This window comes from Pseudomonas sp. RT6P73 (assembly GCF_054897715.1).
In genome coordinates, this window is record NZ_JBUBUV010000002.1 from 3,490,518 (window position 1) to 3,511,424 (window position 20,907).

A 20,907-nucleotide genomic window follows, 5' to 3' on the forward strand; every position below is an offset into this window, starting at 1 on the left:
TGAATTAGTTGTGCTGCGTGGCTGGGAGTGCGTTGGCTGCGGTCAGGGTTTCGCCCTGGAAGCCGCCGCCCAGCGCCTGCATCAGTTGGATCGACAGGTCGATCTGCTCGGCATTCAGGTTGGCCAGCTGACGCTGGGCCTGGAGCAATTGCTGCTCGATGCTGAGCACGTCCAGGTAGTTCCCGATGCCGGAACCGTACCGCTGGACCACGGTGTTGTAAGAATCCTGGGCAATGTCGGTGGCGTGTTGCTGCGCCCCGATCTGCCGGCCGATGTCGCGCAACTGGTTGATGGTGTCGCTGACATCGCCCAGCGCTTTCACCAGGCTTTTGTTGTACTGCGCCACCGCGAGGTCGTAATCGGCATCGCGGGAATCGAGGTCGGCGCGCAGGCGGCCACCGTCGAAAATCGGCACCGAGATGGTCGGCGCTACGTTGAAGAAACGGCTGGCCGAACCAAACATCGCGTCACCCAGCAACGACTCGGCACCGGCCGCAGCGCTCAGGTTGAGGTTGGGGTAGAACTGGGTTTTGCCGGCGGCGATGTTCTTGCTCGCCGCCTCGACACGCCAGCGTGCGGCCACCAGGTCTGGACGACGACCGAGCAACTCGGCGGGCAATACCGATGGCAACGCCACGGCGCTGGCTTGCAGGATCTTCGGCCGGGCGATTTCGTTGCCGCGATCCGGGCCTTTGCCGAGCAGCACGGCCAAGGCGATTTTCGCGCTTTGCAGGCGCTTTTCGGCGTCGATCAGGCTCGCTTCGGAGCTGGCTTCCAGGCTTTCGGTTTGCTGGAACTGGTACTGGCTGTCGATCCCCGAGCTCAGGCGGCGCTGGCTCAGGTCGAGCATGTGTCTGGTGCGCTTGAGGTCTTCATTGGCCAGGTCATAGACGATGTGCGCCTGACCCAGGTCGCTGTAAGCGCGAGCGACGTCGGCGGACAAGGTCAGTTGCGCGGCCTGCTGATCGACTTCGGCCGCACGGGCCTCGCCCAAGGCTGCTTCCCAGGCGTCACGCTGACCGCCCCAGAGGTCGAAGTTGTAATTGAAACTGGCGCCGATATTACGCACGGTGGAATACGTGCCGCCCTGCCCGCTCGGGTCTTGATCGCGGGCCAGACGCGAACGGCTGACACCGGCGCTGGCATCGAGGGTCGGCATGCGCGCAGCGTCGGCGGCATACGCGGCGGCGCTGGCCTGGTGGGCGCGGGCGTCGGCGATTTGCATGTCGGGGCTGTCGTGCAGCGCTTCGCGGATCAGGCCGTCGAGTTGCGGGTCGCCGAGGCTTTTCCACCAATCACTTTTCGGCCAGGCCGCGGGCGACAGGGTCACGCCGCTGAGGGATTGACCGGCCTTGAGGTTTTTCGCATCGAGGCTGACGCCTTCGGTGGTCAGGCCGCTGTAACTGGCGCAACCGGTCAGGATCATCGCCGCCAGCACCAGGCTCAGGCCGGCACGCAGGGTTTTACTGCTCATTTGTCACCTACCCGCAGCAAGGTGATCGAGTCACCGGCTGCCACCAGGATTTTCTTGAGGATCTGTTCCAGGGTTTTTAATTCTTCCGGGGTGATCGCGCCGGCCAGTTCATTCATGGCGTCGGCGCCGATCTCCGGGAGGCGGTCAGCCAGTTGCTGGCCTAATTCAGTCAGCACCAGTTGAACCTGACGCCGATCCGCCTCGGAACGTTGGCGGGCGAGAAAACCTTTCTGCTCCAGACGATCAAGCATTCGCGTCATCGAACCGCTGTCCAGCGACAAGTGACGGCACAGCTCGGCCGGCGTATCGACGCCAAACTGGGCCATGATGATCAGCACTTTGAACTGCGCGGCAGTGATGCCGTGGGGTTCCATGTGCGTGTCGATGATCCGGTCCTTGAGCAGCGCAGCGCGCCCGAGCAGGAGGCCGAGATGGCAAGTGTGGAATTCGTCTGGGGTGAAGTGTTTCATCTGACCACCAATTAGCTGCCTAGGCAGTGAATGTATGACGAGATGTTACTGCCTAGGCAGAGAATGTCAACGTAATAGTTAGGTTGCTTGCTATTCAGGTGATAAATGGCTGAAGACTGATCGTTCCCACGCTCTGCGTGGGAATGTCTCTACGGACGCTCTGCGTTCGGCTTGGAAGGGACGCGGAGCGTCCCGGGCTGCATTCCCACGCGGAGCGTGGGAATGATCAGTGACCCGGATTTCTGTGGTGAACACTCTGACGCCATCGCGGGCGAGCCCGCTCCCACAAGGATCTCGCTGAACCTGTGGGAGCGGCGGTGCGGCGATCCGACTTGCCCGCGATGGGAGCGACTCGGTTTCGGAGGGAAATGCGGGTTTAGAAATCCCGCTTGTAGAAGATGTCCAGCGAACTGGCCACGCCGCCGGCGGCTTCGAGGTAGACCTTTTTGCTCAGCTTGTAGCGCAAGGCAATGGTGTTGGCCGGCTCAAACACGCCAACGCCATAACGCAGGCTGAGCTTCTCGGAGATATTGCCGCTGGCCACGACGCTGGTGGTGTTGCCGCTGCCCTGGGTGTCGAGCTGGAAATCCTGAATCCCCAGGTCGTTGGCCAATTTGCCGGTCACCCCCGAACTGCCCATCAAGCCCAACCCGAGTGCTGCCTGGGCCAGCATGTTGTTGTCTTCACCGTTGGTGCTCAGCGGGCGCCCCAGCACCAGGTAAGACAAGGCTTGTTCCTGGCTCATCGCCGGCTCGGAGAAGATCTGCGTGGTCGGCTGTTCGGCGCTGCCGCTGAGGCGAATGCCGGCGATCACGTCGTCGGTCTGGCGAATGGCTTCGATGTCCAGATACGGCTGGTCAATCGGGCCGGCAAACAACAGCCGCGCACGGCGCACGGTGAGCCGCTGACCGTATGCCCGATAACGCCCATCGTTGAGCCAGAGCTCGCCCCGGGTGTCCATGTTGTCGCCGATGTGCACGTGCCCTTGCAGGTTGGCGGTCAGGCCGAACCCGGCAAAGCTGAGCTTGTCCTCACCCACCACCACGTCGATGTCCATCTTCATGGCCAGCGGCGGTTTGCCCTCTTCGGTCTGCTGGCCGACGATCACCGTGTCATCGGAAACCTTGACCGTCGACGGCGGCAACTCGCGCACGGTGATCTCGCCCTTGGGCACCAACACTTTGCCGGTGATCGCCAGTTTGTCGTCCTTCATCGAGATCTTCAGGTCCGGTGCCACTTCAAGTTTGGCATACGGTTCAACGGTGACGGGCAACTGCGAGCCCTTGAGCGTCAGGTCCACCACCAGCGCCTGACCCCAGGCGATGTTGCCGTTGAGACTGCCCTGCCCGCTCTTGCCGCTTTTCCAGCCACCGTTCAATTGCACCGTTTCGCCGGCGATCAGTGCTTGAAGCTGCAAACCCTGCAACTCCATCGGCAATTCGGGTCCGGACACTTCGCCATCGCTGAGCAGCAAATTGCCGTTGACCAAAGGCGCCAACAGATCACCGGAGAGCGTGCCACTGCCGTTCAAACGCCCGGTGAGTTTCTCGACCATCGGCACAAACGGCCGCGCCACCGATAGATCCAGACCGGTTAGACGGAACGAGCCCGTGAGCGGTTTGTTTTTCGGCAGCGGATTGATTTGCGCCTGCACCATCAGTTCGCCGAGCTTGCCGCCGACAAAATTGAGGTCGGTGTCGATGCGTTTTGGCGTGAGTTTGCTAGTGAGTTTCAGGGTCTGGTACGGGAAGTCCAGCCACTGATCCTTTTCCTTCATGCGCAACGTGCCGCCGCTGGCATCGATGCTGATCTGGCCGTTCGGGCCACTCGCTGGCATATCCAGTTGCAGGTCGGCGTTGAGTTTGCCCTTCCAGGCGAAATCTTTCGGCAGCCATTGCGCCAGGCTTTCAATCGGGAATTGCTTGAGGTGATAACGCAGCTTGGGTTCCGGCATCAGACGCTGGTCTTCGCCACACAGACTGGCCGGGCCGGACATCCAGCAATGGGCGCCGAAGTTGATCTTGCCGTCCGCCAGTCGCTCAAGTTTCGCCGGGGCTTGCAGCTTCCAGTCCTGACCACCGGCCTGGATATCACCGCTGGCCAGGCGGCCGCGCCAGTTGCCCTTGTCCAGTGAACCGTCCAGGCCGAGCGCCAGTTTCAGCTTCGGCCCTTGTAAGTCGAGAGCAAGTTTCTGGTTTTTGATATCGCCCTGACCGCTGGCCGTCAGCGTGCCCAGCGAGGTGTCGCCGGCTTGAATGCCGCTGCCCTTGAGGTCGAATTTCGCCCGTTGCGCGCCGTCGAGGGTCGCGTCCAGGTTCAGGCTTTGCAGGCGATTGTCCTCGAAGGCCAGTTGCGTGCCTTGCAGCCCGAGCTTGCCTTGGGGCGCCTTCAGCGTACCGGCGACATCGACGCGACCGTTGAGCTGACCGCGCAGTTGCGGCCAGAGTTGGGCCAGGCGTGGCAACTTGATGTCGATCTGGCCGGCGAGCTTCTGTTGCAGGCTGCCCTTGCCGGTGATGCTGTTGTCGCCGAGGCGAATTTGCAGCGCGTTGAGGTTCCATTGTTCACCGCCGCCATCGGCCTTGGCCTGGATCACCGCCGGTTGGCCACGCAGTTTGCCTTTCAGGTCGAGGTCGGCACTCAGGCTGAGTTTTTCATTCTTCATCTCGCCCTGGCTGCGCAACGGCCCGGCCAGCGTGCCTGGCAACTCCGCGACCCAATACGCAGGGTTGATCGCCGAGAGGTCGAGCGCGGTGTCCCAGGCAATACCATCGGCAAATTGCAGGTTCAGATGCCCGACGGCCTTGCCCTGCCCGGCTTCGAGTTGAATCTGTTGCAGATAGATTTTTGTCAGATCGCCGCTGAATGGGCTTTCGAGGCTGAACGCACCTGCAGGGCCGTCGAGCGCCGCTTTGAAGTGACCGATGTATTTGCCGTCGGTGTAGGAAACCTCACCGTTGAAGCTGCGCAATGCCACTTCTGGCTCGTCGATTAGCGGATAGAGGCTGTGCCACGGGAAATCCAGCCAATCGATTTTCGCCTCGGCGCTGAGGCCTTTGCTCCAGTCGAGATTGCCGGTGAGTTTAAGGCTATGCTTGTCGTTGGCGGTCAGGTCGAGACCGGCAATCTGCGCGCCGTTGGCATCGACCTTGCCTTGCAGCACCAGGGCCACCGGGCCTTTTTCAGCGGGCAATGTGGCTTTGCCGAGCAACTGGTAACCGTTTTTCAGGTCGCCGTCGCCGGTGAGTTCCAGTTGATTGAGTTGCAAGGTGTCCGGCAAATCAGCACTGGGTTTGAAACCGTCGGCGGTGATTCGTACTTTGGCCGGAAGGTTGTCCACCAGCGGTTGCAGTTCGCCGGTCAGTTGGCCGTTCAAGTAACCGCTGCTGTCGGCTTTCAGGTTCAGGGTTTTCAGCAGATCACCGTCCACCTTCAACGCCAGGCTCCAAGGCTCCGGGGCCGGCAGGGTCAACGTGCCTTCGGCCTTTAGCGGCCAGTTGCCGCTGGGTTGCAGCAAACCGGACAGGTTCAGGCTGAGCTCGTCGCGCTGCAACTTCACCGAGTCGATCTGCAACCCTTGCGCCGTCCAGTGCGCGGCCAGTTGCAAGCCTTTGAGTTCTTCGCTGCCGTTGAACAGCAGGCTGCCGACCTGCACATCGCCCAATTCGATCGCCAGGGGCAAGTCCAGATCCGGGAGCGTGATCGGCCCGCTGCTTTCTTCTTCGGTGCCCGGTGGGAATTGCAGGCTGACCTGATCGGCCTTCAATTGCTCGATGCACAAGGTCATGCGCGTCAGGCACAGCGGCGACCAGGCGAATATCGGTTTGCTCAGCTCGACCCGGCTGGTGTCCTGCTGCCACAACAGATGATCAGCACTCCACTGCCCGCCCAATCGGCCCTGGAAATTTTCCACGGTCAGACCCGGCACAAAGCCGAGCACCCAACGACTGCCCGTGGCCGTGCCCAGCACCGTGGTCACGGCCAGGACGACCAGCATCAGCAGCGCCAGAATCGCCAGCAGCGTAATTTTCAAACCACGATTCACAGCTCAGGCCCCATGGAAAAGTGCAGTCGAATGCCGCCGTCGTCGTCCATCGCATGGGCCAGGTCGAGGCGAATCGGCCCTACCGGTGAAACCCAGCGCACACCGATGCCGACGCCGGTCTTGAGGTTCGGCAGTTCGAGTGTATTAAAGGAATTGCCCTGGTCAACGAAGGTTGCGACCCGCCATTTTTCGGCGACGGAGTACTGGTACTCGACGCTGCCGGCGATCATGTAGCGACCACCGATGCGGTCGCCCTCGGAGTTTTCCGGGGACAGGCTCTGATAGTCGTAGCCGCGCACGCTCTGATCGCCACCGGCGAAAAAGCGCAACGACGGCGGTACCGACTTGTAGCCGTTGGTGGCACTGCCGCCGACCTGCACCCGTCCGAGGAAACGGTGTTTATCGAAAACCGTGGTCAAGCCTTTGACCAGCGCGGTGCCGTAGAGCAGGTTGGTGTCCGACCCCAAGCCTTCCTTGGCCACTTTGGTCTCGAATTCCAGGCGATAGCCGTTGTGCGGATCAATGCGGTTGTCGCTTTTCAGGTAGGAATAACTGACGCCGGGCATCAGCAAGGTGCTAAGCCCCGAGTCGTCCCCGAGCCGGTACTCCTCGCGCTGCCACTTGAGCGAGACCACGCGCTGCCAACCGCTGGGCAACTTGCTGTGCCACTCAGGACCGAGGGTCAGGAGTTTGCTCAGGGAGTCCTTGTCGGCGATTTCTTCGTTTTGATAACCGCCGGCGAAACGCAATTTGTCGGTCAGCGGCGGGTCAAGGGGGATGTCGTAGAACACCCCGACGTTCTGCCGTGGCGCCGAGATTTCGGTCTCCCAGCCATAACTGTGCCCCTGCGGGTTGACCCAGTGCCGGGTCCAGTTGGCCTTGACCCGGGGGCCGACGTCGGTGGAATAGCCAAGCCCCAGGCCCATGGTCCGTGGTTTGCGGGTTTCCAGCTTGACGTCGACCGGGATCACATCGTTCTTGGACGCCGTCGGTGCCGCATCCACCCGCACACTTTCGAAATAGCCGCTCGATTGCATCGCCTGATTGAGTTCGGCGATCAGTTCGGAGTCGTAAGGTGCGCCTTCCTTGAACGGCACCATGCGTCGCAGCAGGTCTTCATCGAACGGCGTGTCGCCCTCGAAACTGACCTTGCCCAGGGCATAACGCGGGCCGCTGTTATAGACGAGGTCGATGTCGGCGACGCCGGCGCGCGGGTCCACGGACAATGTCTGATGAGTGAAGTGCCCACTGAAGAAACCATAGCGCGAGGCCTGATTCTGGATCAGTTTCTTGGCGTCTTCATAACGGCCATGGTTCAGCACCGCGCCGGTTTTCAGCGCAGCGCTTTTGGGCACACGAAAGGATTTGAGCGAGGCCGCCGGGCCGTCGACACGAATGGTGACATTACGCAAATGCACCGGCTCGCCAGGATCGATGTTGAGGATCAGGCGCGGCGTCTTGCCGCCCTTCACGTCGCTGTCGATCTGCGGCTGGTAATAGCCCAAGGCCTGGGCGGCCTTGCGCGCCTGTTCCTCGGCACCACGACTGAAGCGCAGCAAGGCTTCTTCGTCACGATCGCCGAGGCTGCCGATATAGCCCTCTATATTGGCTTTCAGTTCATCGTTGGACGGTTTGATCCGCACATCCAATTCACTTTGCGCCAGTGCCGCGCAGCTGGTTAACAGCATCAGCACGCCACTGGTAATTCTTCCTGGAAACTTCATAGGCGCGGATGCTATCACGAGCTTGGGAGCGTGATAGAGCCTGGCATGCGGTGAAAGTTCTACCGAAAGTTTTACGTTTATGCCGTTGCTGTTTGTAACACCTGGGGATTGGCGTGGAAAAACACGTGCTCGAGGATCGGTCCTACCGCGACCTCGCCAATTTCCTCATAGCCCTGGCGCTTATAAAACTCTAGATAACGAGGATTCCCGGTATCAAGGATCACGCCCTCGGAGGTTTCATCCACTGCACACCAGTTGTGCACCGCTTGCAGCAGTTGCTCGCCGAAGTGTTTGCCCTGGAACTGCGGATGAATCCCCAGCAACGGCAGGACGTGCACCGAGTCGGACGGCACGCAGGCGGCAACGGCGGCGTGGTAATCGAGGTAGCGGCGGGTGCAACGAAAGCCGGTGCTGAGCACCATGCGCAAACGCCAGGCCCAACTTTCAGTGATGCCCAGTCGACGTTGCGGTGGGGCGATCAGGGCGATGCCGATCAGGCGGTCGTTGACCAGCAGGCCGATGGCCGGCAAGTCCTGAAGAAAGTGTTGTTTGACCAACTCGCGCACCGTCGCCCGCACACGATGCTCATAGCCGGGACGCTCGGCCTCGAACAGGTAGCCGAAGGTCGGTTCGTGCCGGTAAGCGTGGTAAAGCAGGGAGCGCGCTTCGTGGGCGTAGCCGCTGTCGAGCATATGAATATCGGCAATGGCGGTTGAGGTTTCGGGCATAACGGTAGATCTCCCCGGGGCGCCGCTGAAAATGGCGGCGTTCTTATTGGTACGAGCCTTTGGGTGGTAATACAGTTCCCCCACAGGTATAGACCAAGGCTGGATCTTCATCGACTGGACCGGCCTCTTCGCGGGCAAGCCACGCTCCCACAGGTTCTGTGGCTTACATAAATTCTGTGCTCAATCGAGAAACCTGTAGGAGCGAGGCTTGCCCGCGAAGAGGCCCTGACTGCCAATACAGATCTGACAGAACAAGGTAACTCCCCTGCCTCAACACTGGCCCGATTCCTACAGGTCAGCTAGCATCGCCCTTTTGCCAGGACTGCCGACCATGAAGATCGTCTCCTTCAACATCAACGGGCTGCGCGCTCGCCCCCATCAGCTGGCGGCGCTGATCGAAAAGCACCAGCCGGACGTGATCGGGCTGCAGGAAACCAAGGTTCACGACGACCAGTTCCCGCTGGCCGAGGTTCAGGCACTGGGTTATCACGTGTATTTCCACGGGCAGAAAGGCCATTACGGCGTCGCCCTGCTCTCGCGTCAGGAACCGATTGCGCTGCATAAAGGCTTCGCCACCGATGAAGAAGACGCCCAGCGGCGCTTCATCTGGGGCACGTTCGCCGACGCCAATGGTGTGCCGGTAACCATCATGAACGGCTATTTCCCACAGGGCGAAAGCCGCGATCACCCCACCAAGTTCCCGGCCAAGGAACGTTTCTACGGCGACCTGCAGCAATTGCTGGAAAGCCAGTTCAGCAATGAACAGCCGGTGGTGGTGATGGGCGACGTGAACATTTCCCCGGAAGACTGCGACATCGGCATCGGCCCGGACAACATGAAACGCTGGCTGAAAACCGGTAAATGCAGCTTCCTGCCGGAAGAGCGCGAGTGGATGGCCCGCTTGAAGAACTGGGGCCTGGTGGACAGTTTCCGCCACTTGAACCCGGACGTGGCCGACCGTTTCAGCTGGTTCGACTACCGCAGCCGCGGTTTTGAAGACGAGCCCAAGCGCGGGCTGCGGATTGACTTGATCATGGCGTCCCACGGGTTATTGCCACGGGTCAAGGATGCGGGTGTGGACTACGAACTGCGCGGGATGGAAAAACCATCGGACCATGCGCCGATCTGGCTTGAGTTGAGCTGATCCTCTCGACTTGCCCCTGTGGCGCGACCCGTGGCGAGGGGGCTTGCCCCCGTTTGAGTGCGCAGCACTCACAAAATCTTTGGTGTATCGAAAGTTTTGGGGCTGCTTCGCAGCCCAACGGGGGCAAGCCCCCTCGCCACAGGCGCTCCCACATTTAGTAACTGTCATCTGTTAGAAACTTTACTGACTTATTCTCTCGGCACTTCCTTTGGCCAAATAAGGTGCCGGCATGACGTTGCGCGTGTTGTTCCTGTTGATGCTGTGCACCTGTTTGCCATTGACGGCGTCGGCGGGGGATTTGCCGATACCCGAAAACGGCCCGGTCCTGCGCATCCAGGGCTCCAACACCATCGGCGCCGCATTGGGCCCGGCACTGGTCGAAGGGCTGTTGCGCGAACAGGGCCTGCTCAAAGTCCACAGTGAAGTCCCGGACAAAGCCAACGAACAACGCATCGTCGGCGAAACTGTTCAGGGACGGCGGGTGGTGGTGGAAGTCGCGGCCCATGGTTCCAGCACCGGGTTCAGCGCCCTGAAAACCGCCTCCGCCGATCTCGCCGCCTCTTCGCGCCCGATCAAGGACAACGAACGGGCAGACCTCAAGACCCTGGGCAACTTTAAAAGCCCCGGCGCCGAGCAAGTCATCGCCATCGATGGACTGGCAATCATCCTTCATCCGCAAAACCCGCTGAACCAACTCAACACCGAACAACTGGCGCGAATTTTCAGCGGTGAGGCAAAAACCTGGGAAGAACTCGGTGGCAGTGGCGGGACGATTCACCTGTATGCGCGGGATGATCAATCGGGCACGTACGACACCTTTAAGGAATTGGTCCTCAGTCGGCGTGGGAAAACGCTGAATAGCGCCGCGAAACGCTTCGAATCCAGCGAGCAATTGTCCGACGCTGTCAGCCAGGATCCGCAAGGCATCGGTTTTATCGGTTTGCCCTACGTGCGCCAGGCCAAAGCCGTGGCGATTGCCGATGGTCAGTCCCAAGCCATGTTGCCGCTCAGTAACCTGATTGCGACGGAGGACTATCCGCTGTCCCGGCGGCTGTTCTTTTACCTGCCGCCCAACGGGAAAAATCCTTGGGCGCAAGCACTGGTGGCGTTCGCGCAAAGCAGCAAAGGCCAGGCGATTGTCGCGGCCAACGGTTTTATCGCGCAGACCGTGCAAGCCATGAGTGTCACACCGAACGCCTTGATGCCCGAGGGTTATCAGGCACTCAGCCGCCATGCGCTGCGGCTGTCGGTGAATTTCCGTTTCGAGGAAGGCAGCGCGACGCTGGATAACAAGGCCCGACAAGACCTGTCGCGGGTGCTCGACTATATAAAGCAGCGCGACAAAACCAATCGACAGGTGACGCTGGTGGGGTTTGGCGACGCCAAGAGCGATCCGGCGCGTGCCGACCTGTTGTCGAAACTGCGGGCGATGGCGGTGCGGCGGGAACTGGTGAAAAGCGGCGTGGTGTTTCGCGAGATTCGCGGCTTTGGCGCCGAGATGCCCGTTGCGGCGAACAGTGCGGATGAGGGGCGTATCAAGAATCGGCGGGTTGAGGTTTGGGTGTACTGAGTTGAAATGCGGACAAATGTGGCGAGGGAGCTTGCTCCCGCTGGGCTGCGAAGCGGCCCCCCTTACTCCTGAAAAAGAAGGGGACTGCTGCGCAGTCCAGCGGGAGCAAGCTCCCTCGCCACAGGGTTACTGCCCGCTACGCATCATCTCTTTCGGCACGTACTTGCCAATCTCGAACTTGCCGATCGCCGCGCGGTGCACTTCGTCCGGGCCGTCGGCCAGGCGCAGGGTGCGCTGCATCGCATACATGTAGGCCAGCGGGAAATCATTGGAAACCCCTGCCCCGCCATGGATCTGAATGGCCCGATCGATAACCCGCAAGGCCACGTTCGGTGCAACGACCTTGATCTGTGCGATCTCGCTTTTCGCCACCTTGTTACCGGCAGTGTCCATCATGTACGCCGCTTTCAACGTCAACAGGCGTGCCATGTCGATTTCCATCCGCGAGTCGGCGATCTTGTCGATGTTACCGCCCAGACGTGCCAGCGGTTTACCGAACGCGGTGCGGCTCACCGCACGTTTGCACATCAACTCCAGCGCACGTTCGGCCATGCCGATCGAACGCATGCAGTGGTGAATCCGGCCCGGGCCAAGGCGACCCTGAGCGATTTCGAAGCCGCGTCCTTCGCCCAACAGGACGTTTTCGTACGGCACGCGGACGTTTTCAAACAGCACTTCGGCGTGGCCGTGAGGCGCGTCGTCGTAACCGAACACCGGCAGCGGACGAACGATCTTCACGCCCGGTGCATCCACCGGCACCAGAATCATCGAGTGCTGGGCGTGGCGTGGCGCGTCCGGATTGCTCAGGCCCATGAAGATCAGGATCTTGCAGCGCGGGTCGCAGGCGCCTGAGGTCCACCATTTTTTGCCGTTGATCACCCACTCGTCGCCGTCACGCACAGCGCGGGCAGCCATGTTGGTGGCGTCGGAGGAAGCGACGTCCGGTTCGGTCATGGCGAACGCCGAGCGGATCTCGCCACGCAGCAGCGGTTCGAGCCAGCGTTGCTTCTGCTCTTCGTTGGCGTAACGCACCAGCACTTCCATGTTGCCGGTGTCCGGCGCGGAGCAGTTGAAGGGCTCAGGGCCGAGCAGCGAGCGGCCCATGATTTCTGCCAGTGGTGCGTATTCGAGGTTGGTCAGGCCGGCGCCGAGTTCGGACTCAGGCAGGAACAAATTCCACAACCCTTCAGCCTTGGCCTTGAGTTTGAGCTCTTCCATGATTGCAGTCGGCTGCCAGCGATCGCCTTCGGCGACCTGGCGCTCGAACACCGCTTCGGCGGGGTAAACGTAGGTGTCCATGAACGCGGTCACGCGCTCACGCAGTTCTTGCACCTTGGGCGAATAAGCGAAATCCATGGGCATCTCTACCTTTTTGACTGGGTTCAGAGGAGTTGTTCAGGTCATGCAATCGATGCTAGAACAGCTACGAAAATTTACCTAGCCTATTCTCGGCGTGTATTAACATTCATCACCGATATATGATCGGGTGATCATCAAGGCCAAAAACGCCCTTACAACAAGAGAGCCGCGTAATGAATCTGAGCAAGGTCGACCTCAACCTTTTCATCGTCTTCGACGCGATCTACACCGAAGCCAACCTGACCCGCGCCGGGCAGATTGTCGGCATTACTCAGCCAGCGGTCTCGAACGCTCTGGCCCGCCTGCGCGAGACCTTCAACGACCCGTTGTTCGTGCGCACGGCGCAAGGCATGGTCCCAACGCCCATGGCGCAGAACATCATCGGGCCGGTGCGTAACGCCCTCTCCCTGCTGCGGGTGTCGGTGCAGGAAAGCCGGATTTTCAACCCGTTGCAGGCCGTCAAGACGTATCGCATCAGCATGACCGACCTGACCGAAGCGGTGATTCTGCCGCCGCTGTTCCAGCGCCTGCGCCGCCTGGCGCCGACGGTGATCATCGAAAGTTTTCTGTCCAAGCGCCGCGAGACCACCAAGGAACTGGCGGCCGGGCGTCTGGACTTCGCTGTCGATGCGCCGCTTAACACTGACCCGCAGGTGCGTCACGTCAAGTTGATGGAAGACCGTTACGTGTGTGCGATGCGCAAGGGTCATCCGCTGGCGGGCAAAGAGAAATTCACCCTCGACGATTACCTGTCACTGACGCACATCCATATCTCCAGCCGCCGCAGCGGTCTGGGCCATGTCGACCTGGCCCTCGGGAAGATGGGCATTCAGCGCAAAATCGCCCTGCGTTCCCAGCATTACCTGATGGCGTCCCAGGTGTTGCAGCAGACCGACATGGTCATGACCGTGCCGGAGCGCTTTGCCCGCCGCCATGACTTGTACTCGGTGAACCTCCCGGTCAACGACGTGCCGCCGGTGGAAACTCACCTCTACTGGCACGAAAGCACCGACCAGGACCCGGCCAACCGCTGGATGCGCGAACAGATGATCGAGTTGTGCCAGCAAGTGACGGCGCATGAGAAGAAGCTCGATAAGGTGTAGGGCGTAGGACCGCGTTATCGTTCTTCGCGGGCAAGTCGGACCGCCGCACCGCTCGCTCCTACATCAGATTTTCTGTGAACACAAAATTTGTACATTGCAGAGATCCCCCCTGTAGGAGCGAGGCTTGCCCGCGAAGAGGGCAGTGATATCAATGAAGATCCATGCCCCTTGACGTAAACGTCAACCTGCCATTAGCTTAGCGCCATGACCTTCTTCGAGCGCTTCCATGAGCAGCCAGACCTATAGCATTTCCGACCTCGCCCGCGAGCTCGACATCACCACGCGGGCCATTCGCTTTTATGAAGAGCAAGGCCTGCTCAGCCCTGAGCGTCGTGGCCAGGAACGCGTCTACACACCCCGTGACAAGGTCAGCCTTAAGCTGATCCTGCGGGGCAAGCGCATTGGCTTCTCCCTGGCCGAGTGCCGCGAGCTGATCGAACTCTACGACCCCACCGGCGGCAATCAAAAACAGCTGCAAACCATGCTGAGCAAGATCGCCGAGCGCCGCGAACAGCTGGAGCAGCAGATGCTCGACATCGAGCAGATGAAGCTGGAACTCGATACGGCGCAAGAGCGCTGCACCCAGGCGCTGGAACAGACGATCAAGAGTCAGCAACCTGTTCAATAAACACCCGGATACCTGTAGGAGCGAAGCTTGCTCGCGAAAGCGTCAGATCAGTCGACACCAATGTTGAATGACATACCGCGTTCGCGAGCAAGCTTCGCTCCTACAGGGTTCGCTGAACATTCAGACAAATACAGCAGGTCCATTGCCATGTCCCTACCCACTCACGTACGTCTAGTCGAAGTCGGTCCCCGCGACGGTCTGCAAAACGAAGCCCAACCCATTAGCGTTGCGGACAAGGTGCAACTGGTCGACGCGCTGACTGCCGCAGGCCTTGGCTATATAGAAGTCGGCAGTTTCGTTTCGCCCAAGTGGGTGCCGCAAATGGCCGGTTCCGCCGAAGTCTTTGCGCAGATCCAGCGCAAACCGGGCGTGACCTATGGCGCACTCGCCCCCAATCTGCGCGGGTTTGAAGATGCGATCGCGGCAGGGGTCAAGGAAGTCGCGGTATTCGCGGCGGCCTCCGAAGCGTTTTCCCAACGCAACATCAATTGCTCGATCAGCGAAAGCCTGGAGCGCTTCGTGCCGATCATGGACGCCGCCAAGCAGCATGGTGTGAGCGTGCGCGGTTACGTGTCCTGCGTGCTGGGTTGCCCTTACGAAGGTAACGTCGCGCCAGAACAAGTTGCCCGGGTCGCACGCGAGCTCTACGCCATGGGCTGCTATGAAGTTTCCCTGGGCGACACCATCGGCACCGGCACCGCTGGCGCGACCCGCAAGATGTTCGACGTGGTCTCGGCCGATGTGCCGCGTGAAAAACTCGCCGGGCATTTCCACGACACTTATGGCCAGGCCATGGCCAACATCTACGCCAGCCTGCTGGAAGGGATCGCGGTGTTCGACAGTTCCATCGCCGGCCTCGGCGGCTGCCCGTACGCCAAGGGCGCCAGCGGTAACGTCGCCACCGAAGACGTGGTTTACCTGCTCAACGGCCTCGGTATCCAGACCGGAATTGACCTTGACGCTTTGATTTTGGCCGGCCAGCAGATTTGCACCGTGCTGGGGCGACCCACCGGCTCGCGCGTAGCCAAGGCTCGCAGTGCACAGTGAGGCGTGGGGGTGTTACCGCTGCGTCTGAAACGTGGGGCGTAAGCGAGTAACACGGAAACAAATTGTCTGGTTTTGCCTGAAGGAAAAATCCGATAAAAACCCAAGGCGTTGATTTATAAGGATTTTTAAAAGTTGGCACGGCTTCTGCTATCTCTACTGCATAACAAGAACAAAAAAAGCGGCAAACCTAATAAAAATAAGACGTAACGACTCTGACATAACAAAAACAACACGGCAGAGACGCAGCTAACAGATTTTTTTGGAGAGGATGTGCTTTTCAGGGTGCTTTTCGGAGTAACCCGCAACCGGGCAGAGAACAATAAAACTACCTTCAGGTAGCTCCCGAACTGGTTGGATCGCTCAGCGAAAAAGCAGGTCAGCGCTCAAAAAAATACGTTTGCTCTTGATCCCGGATGGGGATCGACAAAAACAGCGGTAAAGGGTCACGGTCACTAAAAACAACAACAGACCGCCCCTCAATAATAAAAAAAGAGCACGCGCAACGACAAAATTAAAGGGGAGCTTCGGCTCCCCTTTGTGCTTTCTGCGATTCAGGTTTTCACCACCGCCCCTGTGGGAGCCAGCCTGCTGGCGATTGCGGTGGTTCAACACTCCGCTATCGCCAGCAGGCTGGCTCCCACAGGGGAGAATTTGTCAGACCTGCTTTTCGCGCAATTCCTCAATGCTGATCTCGCGCATCCGGAATTTCTGGATCTTGCCGGTCACGGTCATCGGAAACTCTTCCACGAACTTGAAGTAACGCGGCGTCTTGAAGTGCGCGATGCGCTCCTTGCACCAGGTTTGCAGTTCCTGCTCCGTAGCGCTGTGGCCCGGGTGGAATTTGATCCAGGCGACAATCTCTTCGCCATAGCGCGAGCACGGAATCCCGATCACCTGCACGTCCGCCACCGCCGGGTGGGTAAAGAAGAATTCTTCCAGCTCACGCGGGTAAATGTTCTCACCGCCACGGATGATCATGTCCTTGTTGCGTCCGGCAATGCACACGTAACCCTCGTCGTTCATGCTCGCCAAGTCACCTGTGTGCATCCAGCCTGCCTGATCGATGGCTTCTGCAGTGCCTTGCGGGTTATTCCAATAGCCGAGCATCACGCTGTAACCGCGGGTGCAGAGTTCGCCAATGGTGCCGCGCGGCACCAGATTGCCGGCCTCGTCGATGATCTTGCTTTCCAGTTGTGGCTGGGTCCGGCCAACGGTGGTAACGCGCAGTTCCAGTTCGTCTGACGGACCGGTCTGCAATGACACGGGGCTTGTTTCCGTCATGCCGTAGGCAATCTGCACTTCGCTCATGTGCATGTCGCTGATGACCCGGCGCATCACTTCGATCGGGCAAGTCGCCCCGGCCATGATCCCGGTGCGCAGGCTCGACAGATCGAACTCGGCGCGTTTCGGCTGATCGAGCATGGCGATGAACATGGTCGGCACGCCGTAAAGTGCGGTGGCCTTTTCTTCGGCGACCGTGGTCAGGGTCAATAGCGGGTCGAATGCATCGTTGGGGTAAATCATGGTGCTGCCGTGGGTGATGCAGCCGAGGTTGCCCATGACCATGCCGAAGCAGTGATACAGCGGCACCGGGATCACCAGGCGATCATTGGCCGTCAGCCCGAGGCTTTCGCCCACCATGTAACCGTTGTTGAGAATGTTGTAGTGACTGAGGGTCGCGCCTTTCGGGAAACCGGTGGTGCCGGAGGTGTACTGGATGTTCACCGCCTGATCGAAATGCAGGCTGTCCTGACGTTCGCGCAACTGTCCGGCGGAGACGCTGGCGGCGAGATCGCCCAGTTGTGACCACGGCAGGAAACCCGACGGTGGTTGTGCATTCAGACTGATGACGCCGCGCAATTGCGGCAGGCGCTCGCAGTGCAACTTTCCGATGGATTGCTCCGCCAGTTCGGGCACCAGGCCTTGCAGCATCCCGTGATAGTCGGACGTCTTGAAGGCACCGGCGCAGACCAGCCATTGGCAGCCGGATTGCTTCAACACGTATTCGAGTTCGGAACTGCGATACGCCGGGTTGATGTTGACCAGGATCACACCGATTTTCGCGCTGGCGAACTGGCTGATGCACCACTGCGCGCAATTTGGCGCCCAGATACCGAGGCGGTCACCGGCCTGCAAACCCAGCGCCAACAGGGCTCTGGCATGCAGGTCGACGGCGTCGGCCAGTTGCTGCCAGGTGTAGCGCAACTGCTGATGGCGCACGACCAGCGCCTCTCCGTTCGGATATTGCGCGACCGTCTGATCGAACATCTCGCCGATGGTCATCGCCAGCAAGGCTTTGTCCTGGGATCCACGGGTGTAGCTGCGCTGCGGGTTTGCACTGGGTTGATCCATGACGACCCCTATTGTCTTTATTTGTGGGTTGGCGTCCCAACTTGTAGGAGCGAAGCTTGCTCGCGAAGATGCCAGTGCATTCAGCAGTGATGTCGACTGATCTGATGCTTTCGCGAGCAAGCTTCGCTCCTACAGGTTTTGCCGCTGTTCGATCTTGAACTGGCCCTACTGTCGCTCAAGTTGACGTTAACGTAAAGGGTGATTGACAGCCATTCGTCACAGGCTTACGTTAACGTAAAGGTGAGAGCCGATTGACGGTCTCACCAACCGATAAAAAAGCCAAAAGGTGACCCATGAGCTACCCATCCCTGAACTTTGCCCTCGGTGAAACCATCGACATGCTGCGCGATCAGGTTCAGTCCTTCGTCGCCAAAGAGATCGCCCCGCGCGCCGCTCAGATCGACATCGACAACCTGTTCCCGGCCGACCTGTGGCGCAAATTCGGCGACATGGGCCTGCTCGGCGTTACCGTGCCGGAAGAATACGGCGGCGCTGGCCTGGGTTACCTGGCGCACGTGGTGATCATGGAAGAAATCAGCCGCGGTTCGGCGTCGGTCGCCCTGTCCTACGGCGCTCACTCCAACCTTTGCGTCAACCAGATCAACCGCAACGGCAATCACGAGCAGAAAACCAAGTACCTGCCGAAGCTGATCAGCGGCGAGCACATTGGCGCCCTGGCCATGAGCGAGCCGAATGCCGGTTCCGACGTGGTGTCGATGAAGCTGCGTGCCGACAAACGCGGCGATCACTATGTCCTCAACGGCAGCAAAACCTGGATCACCAACGGTCCCGACGCCAACACCTACGTGATCTACGCCAAGACCGACCTGGAAAAAGGCCCGCACGGAATCACCGCCTTCATCGTCGAACGTGATTCGAAAGGCTTCAGCCGCAGCAACAAATTCGACAAACTCGGCATGCGCGGCTCCAACACCTGCGAGCTGTTCTTCGATGACGTCGAAGTGCCGGAAGAAAACATTCTCGGCGTGCTCAACGGCGGCGTGAAAGTGCTGATGAGCGGCCTCGACTACGAGCGCGTTGTGCTGTCCGGCGGCCCAACCGGGATCATGCAGGCTTGCATGGACCTGATCGTTCCCTACATCCACGACCGCAAGCAGTTCGGCCAAAGCATCGGCGAGTTCCAGCTGATCCAGGGCAAGGTCGCTGACATGTACACCCAACTCAATGCCAGCCGCGCTTACCTTTATGCGGTAGCGCAAGCGTGCGAGCGCGGCGAAACCACCCGCAAGGACGCCGCCGGCGTGATCCTCTACAGCGCCGAACGCGCCACGCAAATGGCCCTCGACGCGATCCAGATTCTCGGCGGCAACGGCTACATCAACGAATTCCCGGCCGGTCGTCTGCTGCGTGACGCCAAGCTGTACGAAATCGGCGCCGGCACCAGTGAGATCCGTCGCATGCTTATCGGTCGCGAACTGTTCAACGAAACGAAATAAATTTCGTCAGCGGCAAGCAGCAAGCTTCAAGCGGCAAGAGAACTGTGCGCTTGCTTCAACTTGTAGCTTGTAGCTTGAAACTTGAAGCTGCTACGGAGTAGCCCATGATCCTGCATACCCAGCTCAACCCCCGTTCGGCGGAGTTCGCGGCCAACAGCGCGGCGATGCTCACACAGGTCGACGCCCTGCACACTCTGCTCGCCCAAGTGCAGCAAGGTGGCGGCCCGAAGGCGCAAGAACGCCATACTTCGCGAGGCAAATTGCTGCCGCGTGAGCGGATCAATCGCCTGCTCGATCCAGGTTCGCCGTTTCTCGAGATCAGCCAGCTGGCGGCCTACGCGGTGTACGGCGAAGACGTTCCGGCGGCCGGCGTGATTGCCGGAATCGGCCGTGTGGAGGGCGTCGAATGCATGATCGTCGCCAACGACGCCACGGTGAAAGGCGGTTCGTATTACCCGCTGACCGTGAAAAAACACCTGCGTGCCCAGACCATCGCCCAGCAGAACCGTTTGCCGTGCATCTATCTGGTGGACTCCGGCGGCGCCAATCTGCCGCGTCAGGATGAAGTGTTTCCGGACCGCGAGCACTTTGGACGGATCTTCTTCAACCAGGCGAACATGAGCGCCATGGGCATCCCGCAAATCGCGGTGGTCATGGGCTCCTGCACCGCCGGTGGCGCTTATGTGCCAGCGATGGCAGACGAAGCGATCATGGTGCGCCAGCAGGCCACCATTTTCCTCGCCGGTCCGCCGCTGGTAAAAGCTGCGACCGGCGAAGTGGTCAGCGCCGAAGACCTCGGCGGGGCCGATGTGCACTGCAAGATTTCCGGGGTTGCCGACCACTACGCCGAGAGCGACGAACACGCCTTGGCCATTGCACGACGCAGCGTCGCCAATCTCAACTGGCGCAAACTTGGCGAACTGCAACTGCGCACGCCGATCGCCCCGCTCTACGCCAGCGACGAGTTGTACGGCGTGGTCTCGGCCGACGCCAAGCAGCCGTTCGATGTGCGCGAGGTGATCTCGCGGCTGGTCGACGGTTCGGTGTTCGACGAATTCAAAGCGCTTTTCGGGACCACCCTGGTGTGCGGCTTCGCACATTTGCACGGTTACCCGATCGCGATCCTCGCCAACAACGGCATCCTGTTCGCCGAAGCCGCGCAGAAAGGCGCGCACTTTATCGAACTGGCCTGCCAGCGTGGCATTCCGTTGCTGTTCCTGCAAAACATCACCGGCTTCATGGTCGGCCAGAAATACGAGGCCGGCGGTATCGCCAAGCACGGCGCGAAACTGGTGACCGCCGTGGCGTGCGCCAAGGTACCGAAATTTACCGTGATCATTGGCGGCAGTTTTGGCGCCGGTAACTACGGCATGTGCGGGCGGGCTTACGACCCACGTTTCCTGTGGATGTGGCCGAACGCGCGCATTGGCGTGATGGGCGCCGAACAGGCGGCGGGTGTGCTGGTGCAAGTCAAGCGCGAGCAGGCCGAGCGCAGTGGCCAAGGTTTCAGCGCCGAGCAGGAAGCCGAGATCAAGCAGCCGATCCTCGATCAATACGAAGAACAGGGCCACCCTTACTACTCCAGCGCACGGCTGTGGGACGACGGCGTCATCGACCCGGCGCAGACCCGCGACGTGCTGGCCCTGGCCTTGTCCGCGTCGCTGAACGCGCCTATCGAACCGAGCCGCTTCGGCGTGTTCCGGATGTGATCCGACCTTGTAGGAGCGAGGCTTGCCCGCGAACAGGCATGACGCGGTGCAACAGGCAAACCGCGGCGCTTCCTTCGCGGGCAAGCCTCGCTCCTAC

General features: G+C 60.2%; 14 protein-coding genes. 7 read left to right on the forward strand and 7 right to left on the reverse strand.

Annotation, left to right across the window (positions count from 1 at the left end; genetic code table 11):
- Positions 1-4: 4 nt before the first annotated feature.
- The 5 genes from ACYZT6_RS16605 to ACYZT6_RS16625 form a co-directional block, all read right to left on the reverse strand.
- Positions 5-1,474, reverse strand: a complete 1,470-nt coding sequence (locus ACYZT6_RS16605; protein WP_462027833.1) for an efflux transporter outer membrane subunit — start codon at positions 1,472-1,474, stop codon at positions 5-7.
- On the reverse strand, positions 1,471-1,944 hold the full coding sequence (locus ACYZT6_RS16610) for a MarR family winged helix-turn-helix transcriptional regulator (RefSeq protein ID WP_462027834.1): 474 nt from the start codon (positions 1,942-1,944) through the stop codon (positions 1,471-1,473). Before ACYZT6_RS16610 ends, ACYZT6_RS16605 begins: the two co-directional genes overlap by 4 nt.
- A gap of 376 nt (positions 1,945-2,320) precedes the next feature.
- Complete coding sequence (locus ACYZT6_RS16615; protein ID WP_462027835.1) at positions 2,321-5,989, reverse strand: translocation/assembly module TamB domain-containing protein; 3,669 nt, start codon at positions 5,987-5,989, stop codon at positions 2,321-2,323.
- Positions 5,986-7,713, reverse strand: coding sequence for an autotransporter assembly complex protein TamA (locus ACYZT6_RS16620; RefSeq protein ID WP_462027836.1), 1,728 nt, complete (start codon positions 7,711-7,713; stop codon positions 5,986-5,988). The genes ACYZT6_RS16615 and ACYZT6_RS16620 overlap by 4 nt, the downstream gene beginning before the upstream one ends.
- Positions 7,714-7,790: 77 nt before the next feature.
- On the reverse strand, positions 7,791-8,441 hold the full coding sequence (locus ACYZT6_RS16625; protein ID WP_462027837.1) for a GNAT family N-acetyltransferase: 651 nt from the start codon (positions 8,439-8,441) through the stop codon (positions 7,791-7,793).
- A 331-nt stretch (positions 8,442-8,772) separates the two neighbouring features.
- Between ACYZT6_RS16625 and xthA the strand changes: the two genes are divergently transcribed.
- Both xthA and ACYZT6_RS16635 read left to right on the forward strand, forming a co-directional pair.
- Positions 8,773-9,585, forward strand: coding sequence for an exodeoxyribonuclease III (gene xthA / locus ACYZT6_RS16630; protein ID WP_462027838.1), 813 nt, complete (start codon positions 8,773-8,775; stop codon positions 9,583-9,585).
- 229 nt (positions 9,586-9,814) lie between these two features.
- A complete protein-coding gene (locus ACYZT6_RS16635) occupies positions 9,815-11,155 on the forward strand; it encodes a substrate-binding domain-containing protein (RefSeq protein WP_462027839.1) in 1,341 nt (446 codons plus the stop codon).
- A gap of 126 nt (positions 11,156-11,281) precedes the next feature.
- On the opposite strand, the gene ACYZT6_RS16640 is transcribed toward ACYZT6_RS16635, so the two are convergent.
- The gene (locus ACYZT6_RS16640) at positions 11,282-12,511 is read right to left on the reverse strand and encodes an acyl-CoA dehydrogenase (RefSeq protein ID WP_438658447.1); all 1,230 of its coding nucleotides are present in this window, start codon (positions 12,509-12,511) and stop codon (positions 11,282-11,284) included.
- Positions 12,512-12,687: 176 nt separating this feature from the next.
- On the opposite strand from ACYZT6_RS16640, the gene ACYZT6_RS16645 reads away from it, so the two are divergent.
- The 3 genes from ACYZT6_RS16645 (at position 12,688) to ACYZT6_RS16655 (ending at position 15,292) form a co-directional block, all read left to right on the forward strand.
- Positions 12,688-13,617 (forward strand): LysR family transcriptional regulator, encoded by a 930-nt coding sequence (locus tag ACYZT6_RS16645; protein ID WP_008148497.1) that lies wholly within the window; start codon positions 12,688-12,690, stop codon positions 13,615-13,617.
- 226 nt (positions 13,618-13,843) lie between these two features.
- Entirely contained in the window at positions 13,844-14,245 is a 402-nt protein-coding gene (locus tag ACYZT6_RS16650; protein ID WP_461954812.1) for a MerR family transcriptional regulator, read from the forward strand.
- Between the two features lie 147 nt (positions 14,246-14,392).
- A complete protein-coding gene (locus ACYZT6_RS16655) occupies positions 14,393-15,292 on the forward strand; it encodes a hydroxymethylglutaryl-CoA lyase (protein ID WP_462027840.1) in 900 nt (299 codons plus the stop codon).
- Positions 15,293-15,946: 654 nt separating this feature from the next.
- Here ACYZT6_RS16655 and ACYZT6_RS16660 read toward each other — a convergent pair.
- Positions 15,947-17,644 carry an AMP-binding protein gene (locus ACYZT6_RS16660; RefSeq protein WP_462027841.1) on the reverse strand — a complete coding sequence of 566 codons (1,698 nt, stop codon included), beginning with the start codon at positions 17,642-17,644 and terminating at the stop codon, positions 15,947-15,949.
- A 293-nt stretch (positions 17,645-17,937) separates the two neighbouring features.
- Between ACYZT6_RS16660 and ACYZT6_RS16665 the strand changes: the two genes are divergently transcribed.
- Complete coding sequence (locus tag ACYZT6_RS16665; protein WP_213940343.1) at positions 17,938-19,101, forward strand: isovaleryl-CoA dehydrogenase; 1,164 nt, start codon at positions 17,938-17,940, stop codon at positions 19,099-19,101.
- A 104-nt stretch (positions 19,102-19,205) separates the two neighbouring features.
- Positions 19,206-20,810, forward strand: a complete 1,605-nt coding sequence (locus ACYZT6_RS16670) for a carboxyl transferase domain-containing protein (RefSeq protein ID WP_462027842.1) — start codon at positions 19,206-19,208, stop codon at positions 20,808-20,810.
- The last annotated feature ends 97 nt before the right edge of the window (positions 20,811-20,907 follow it).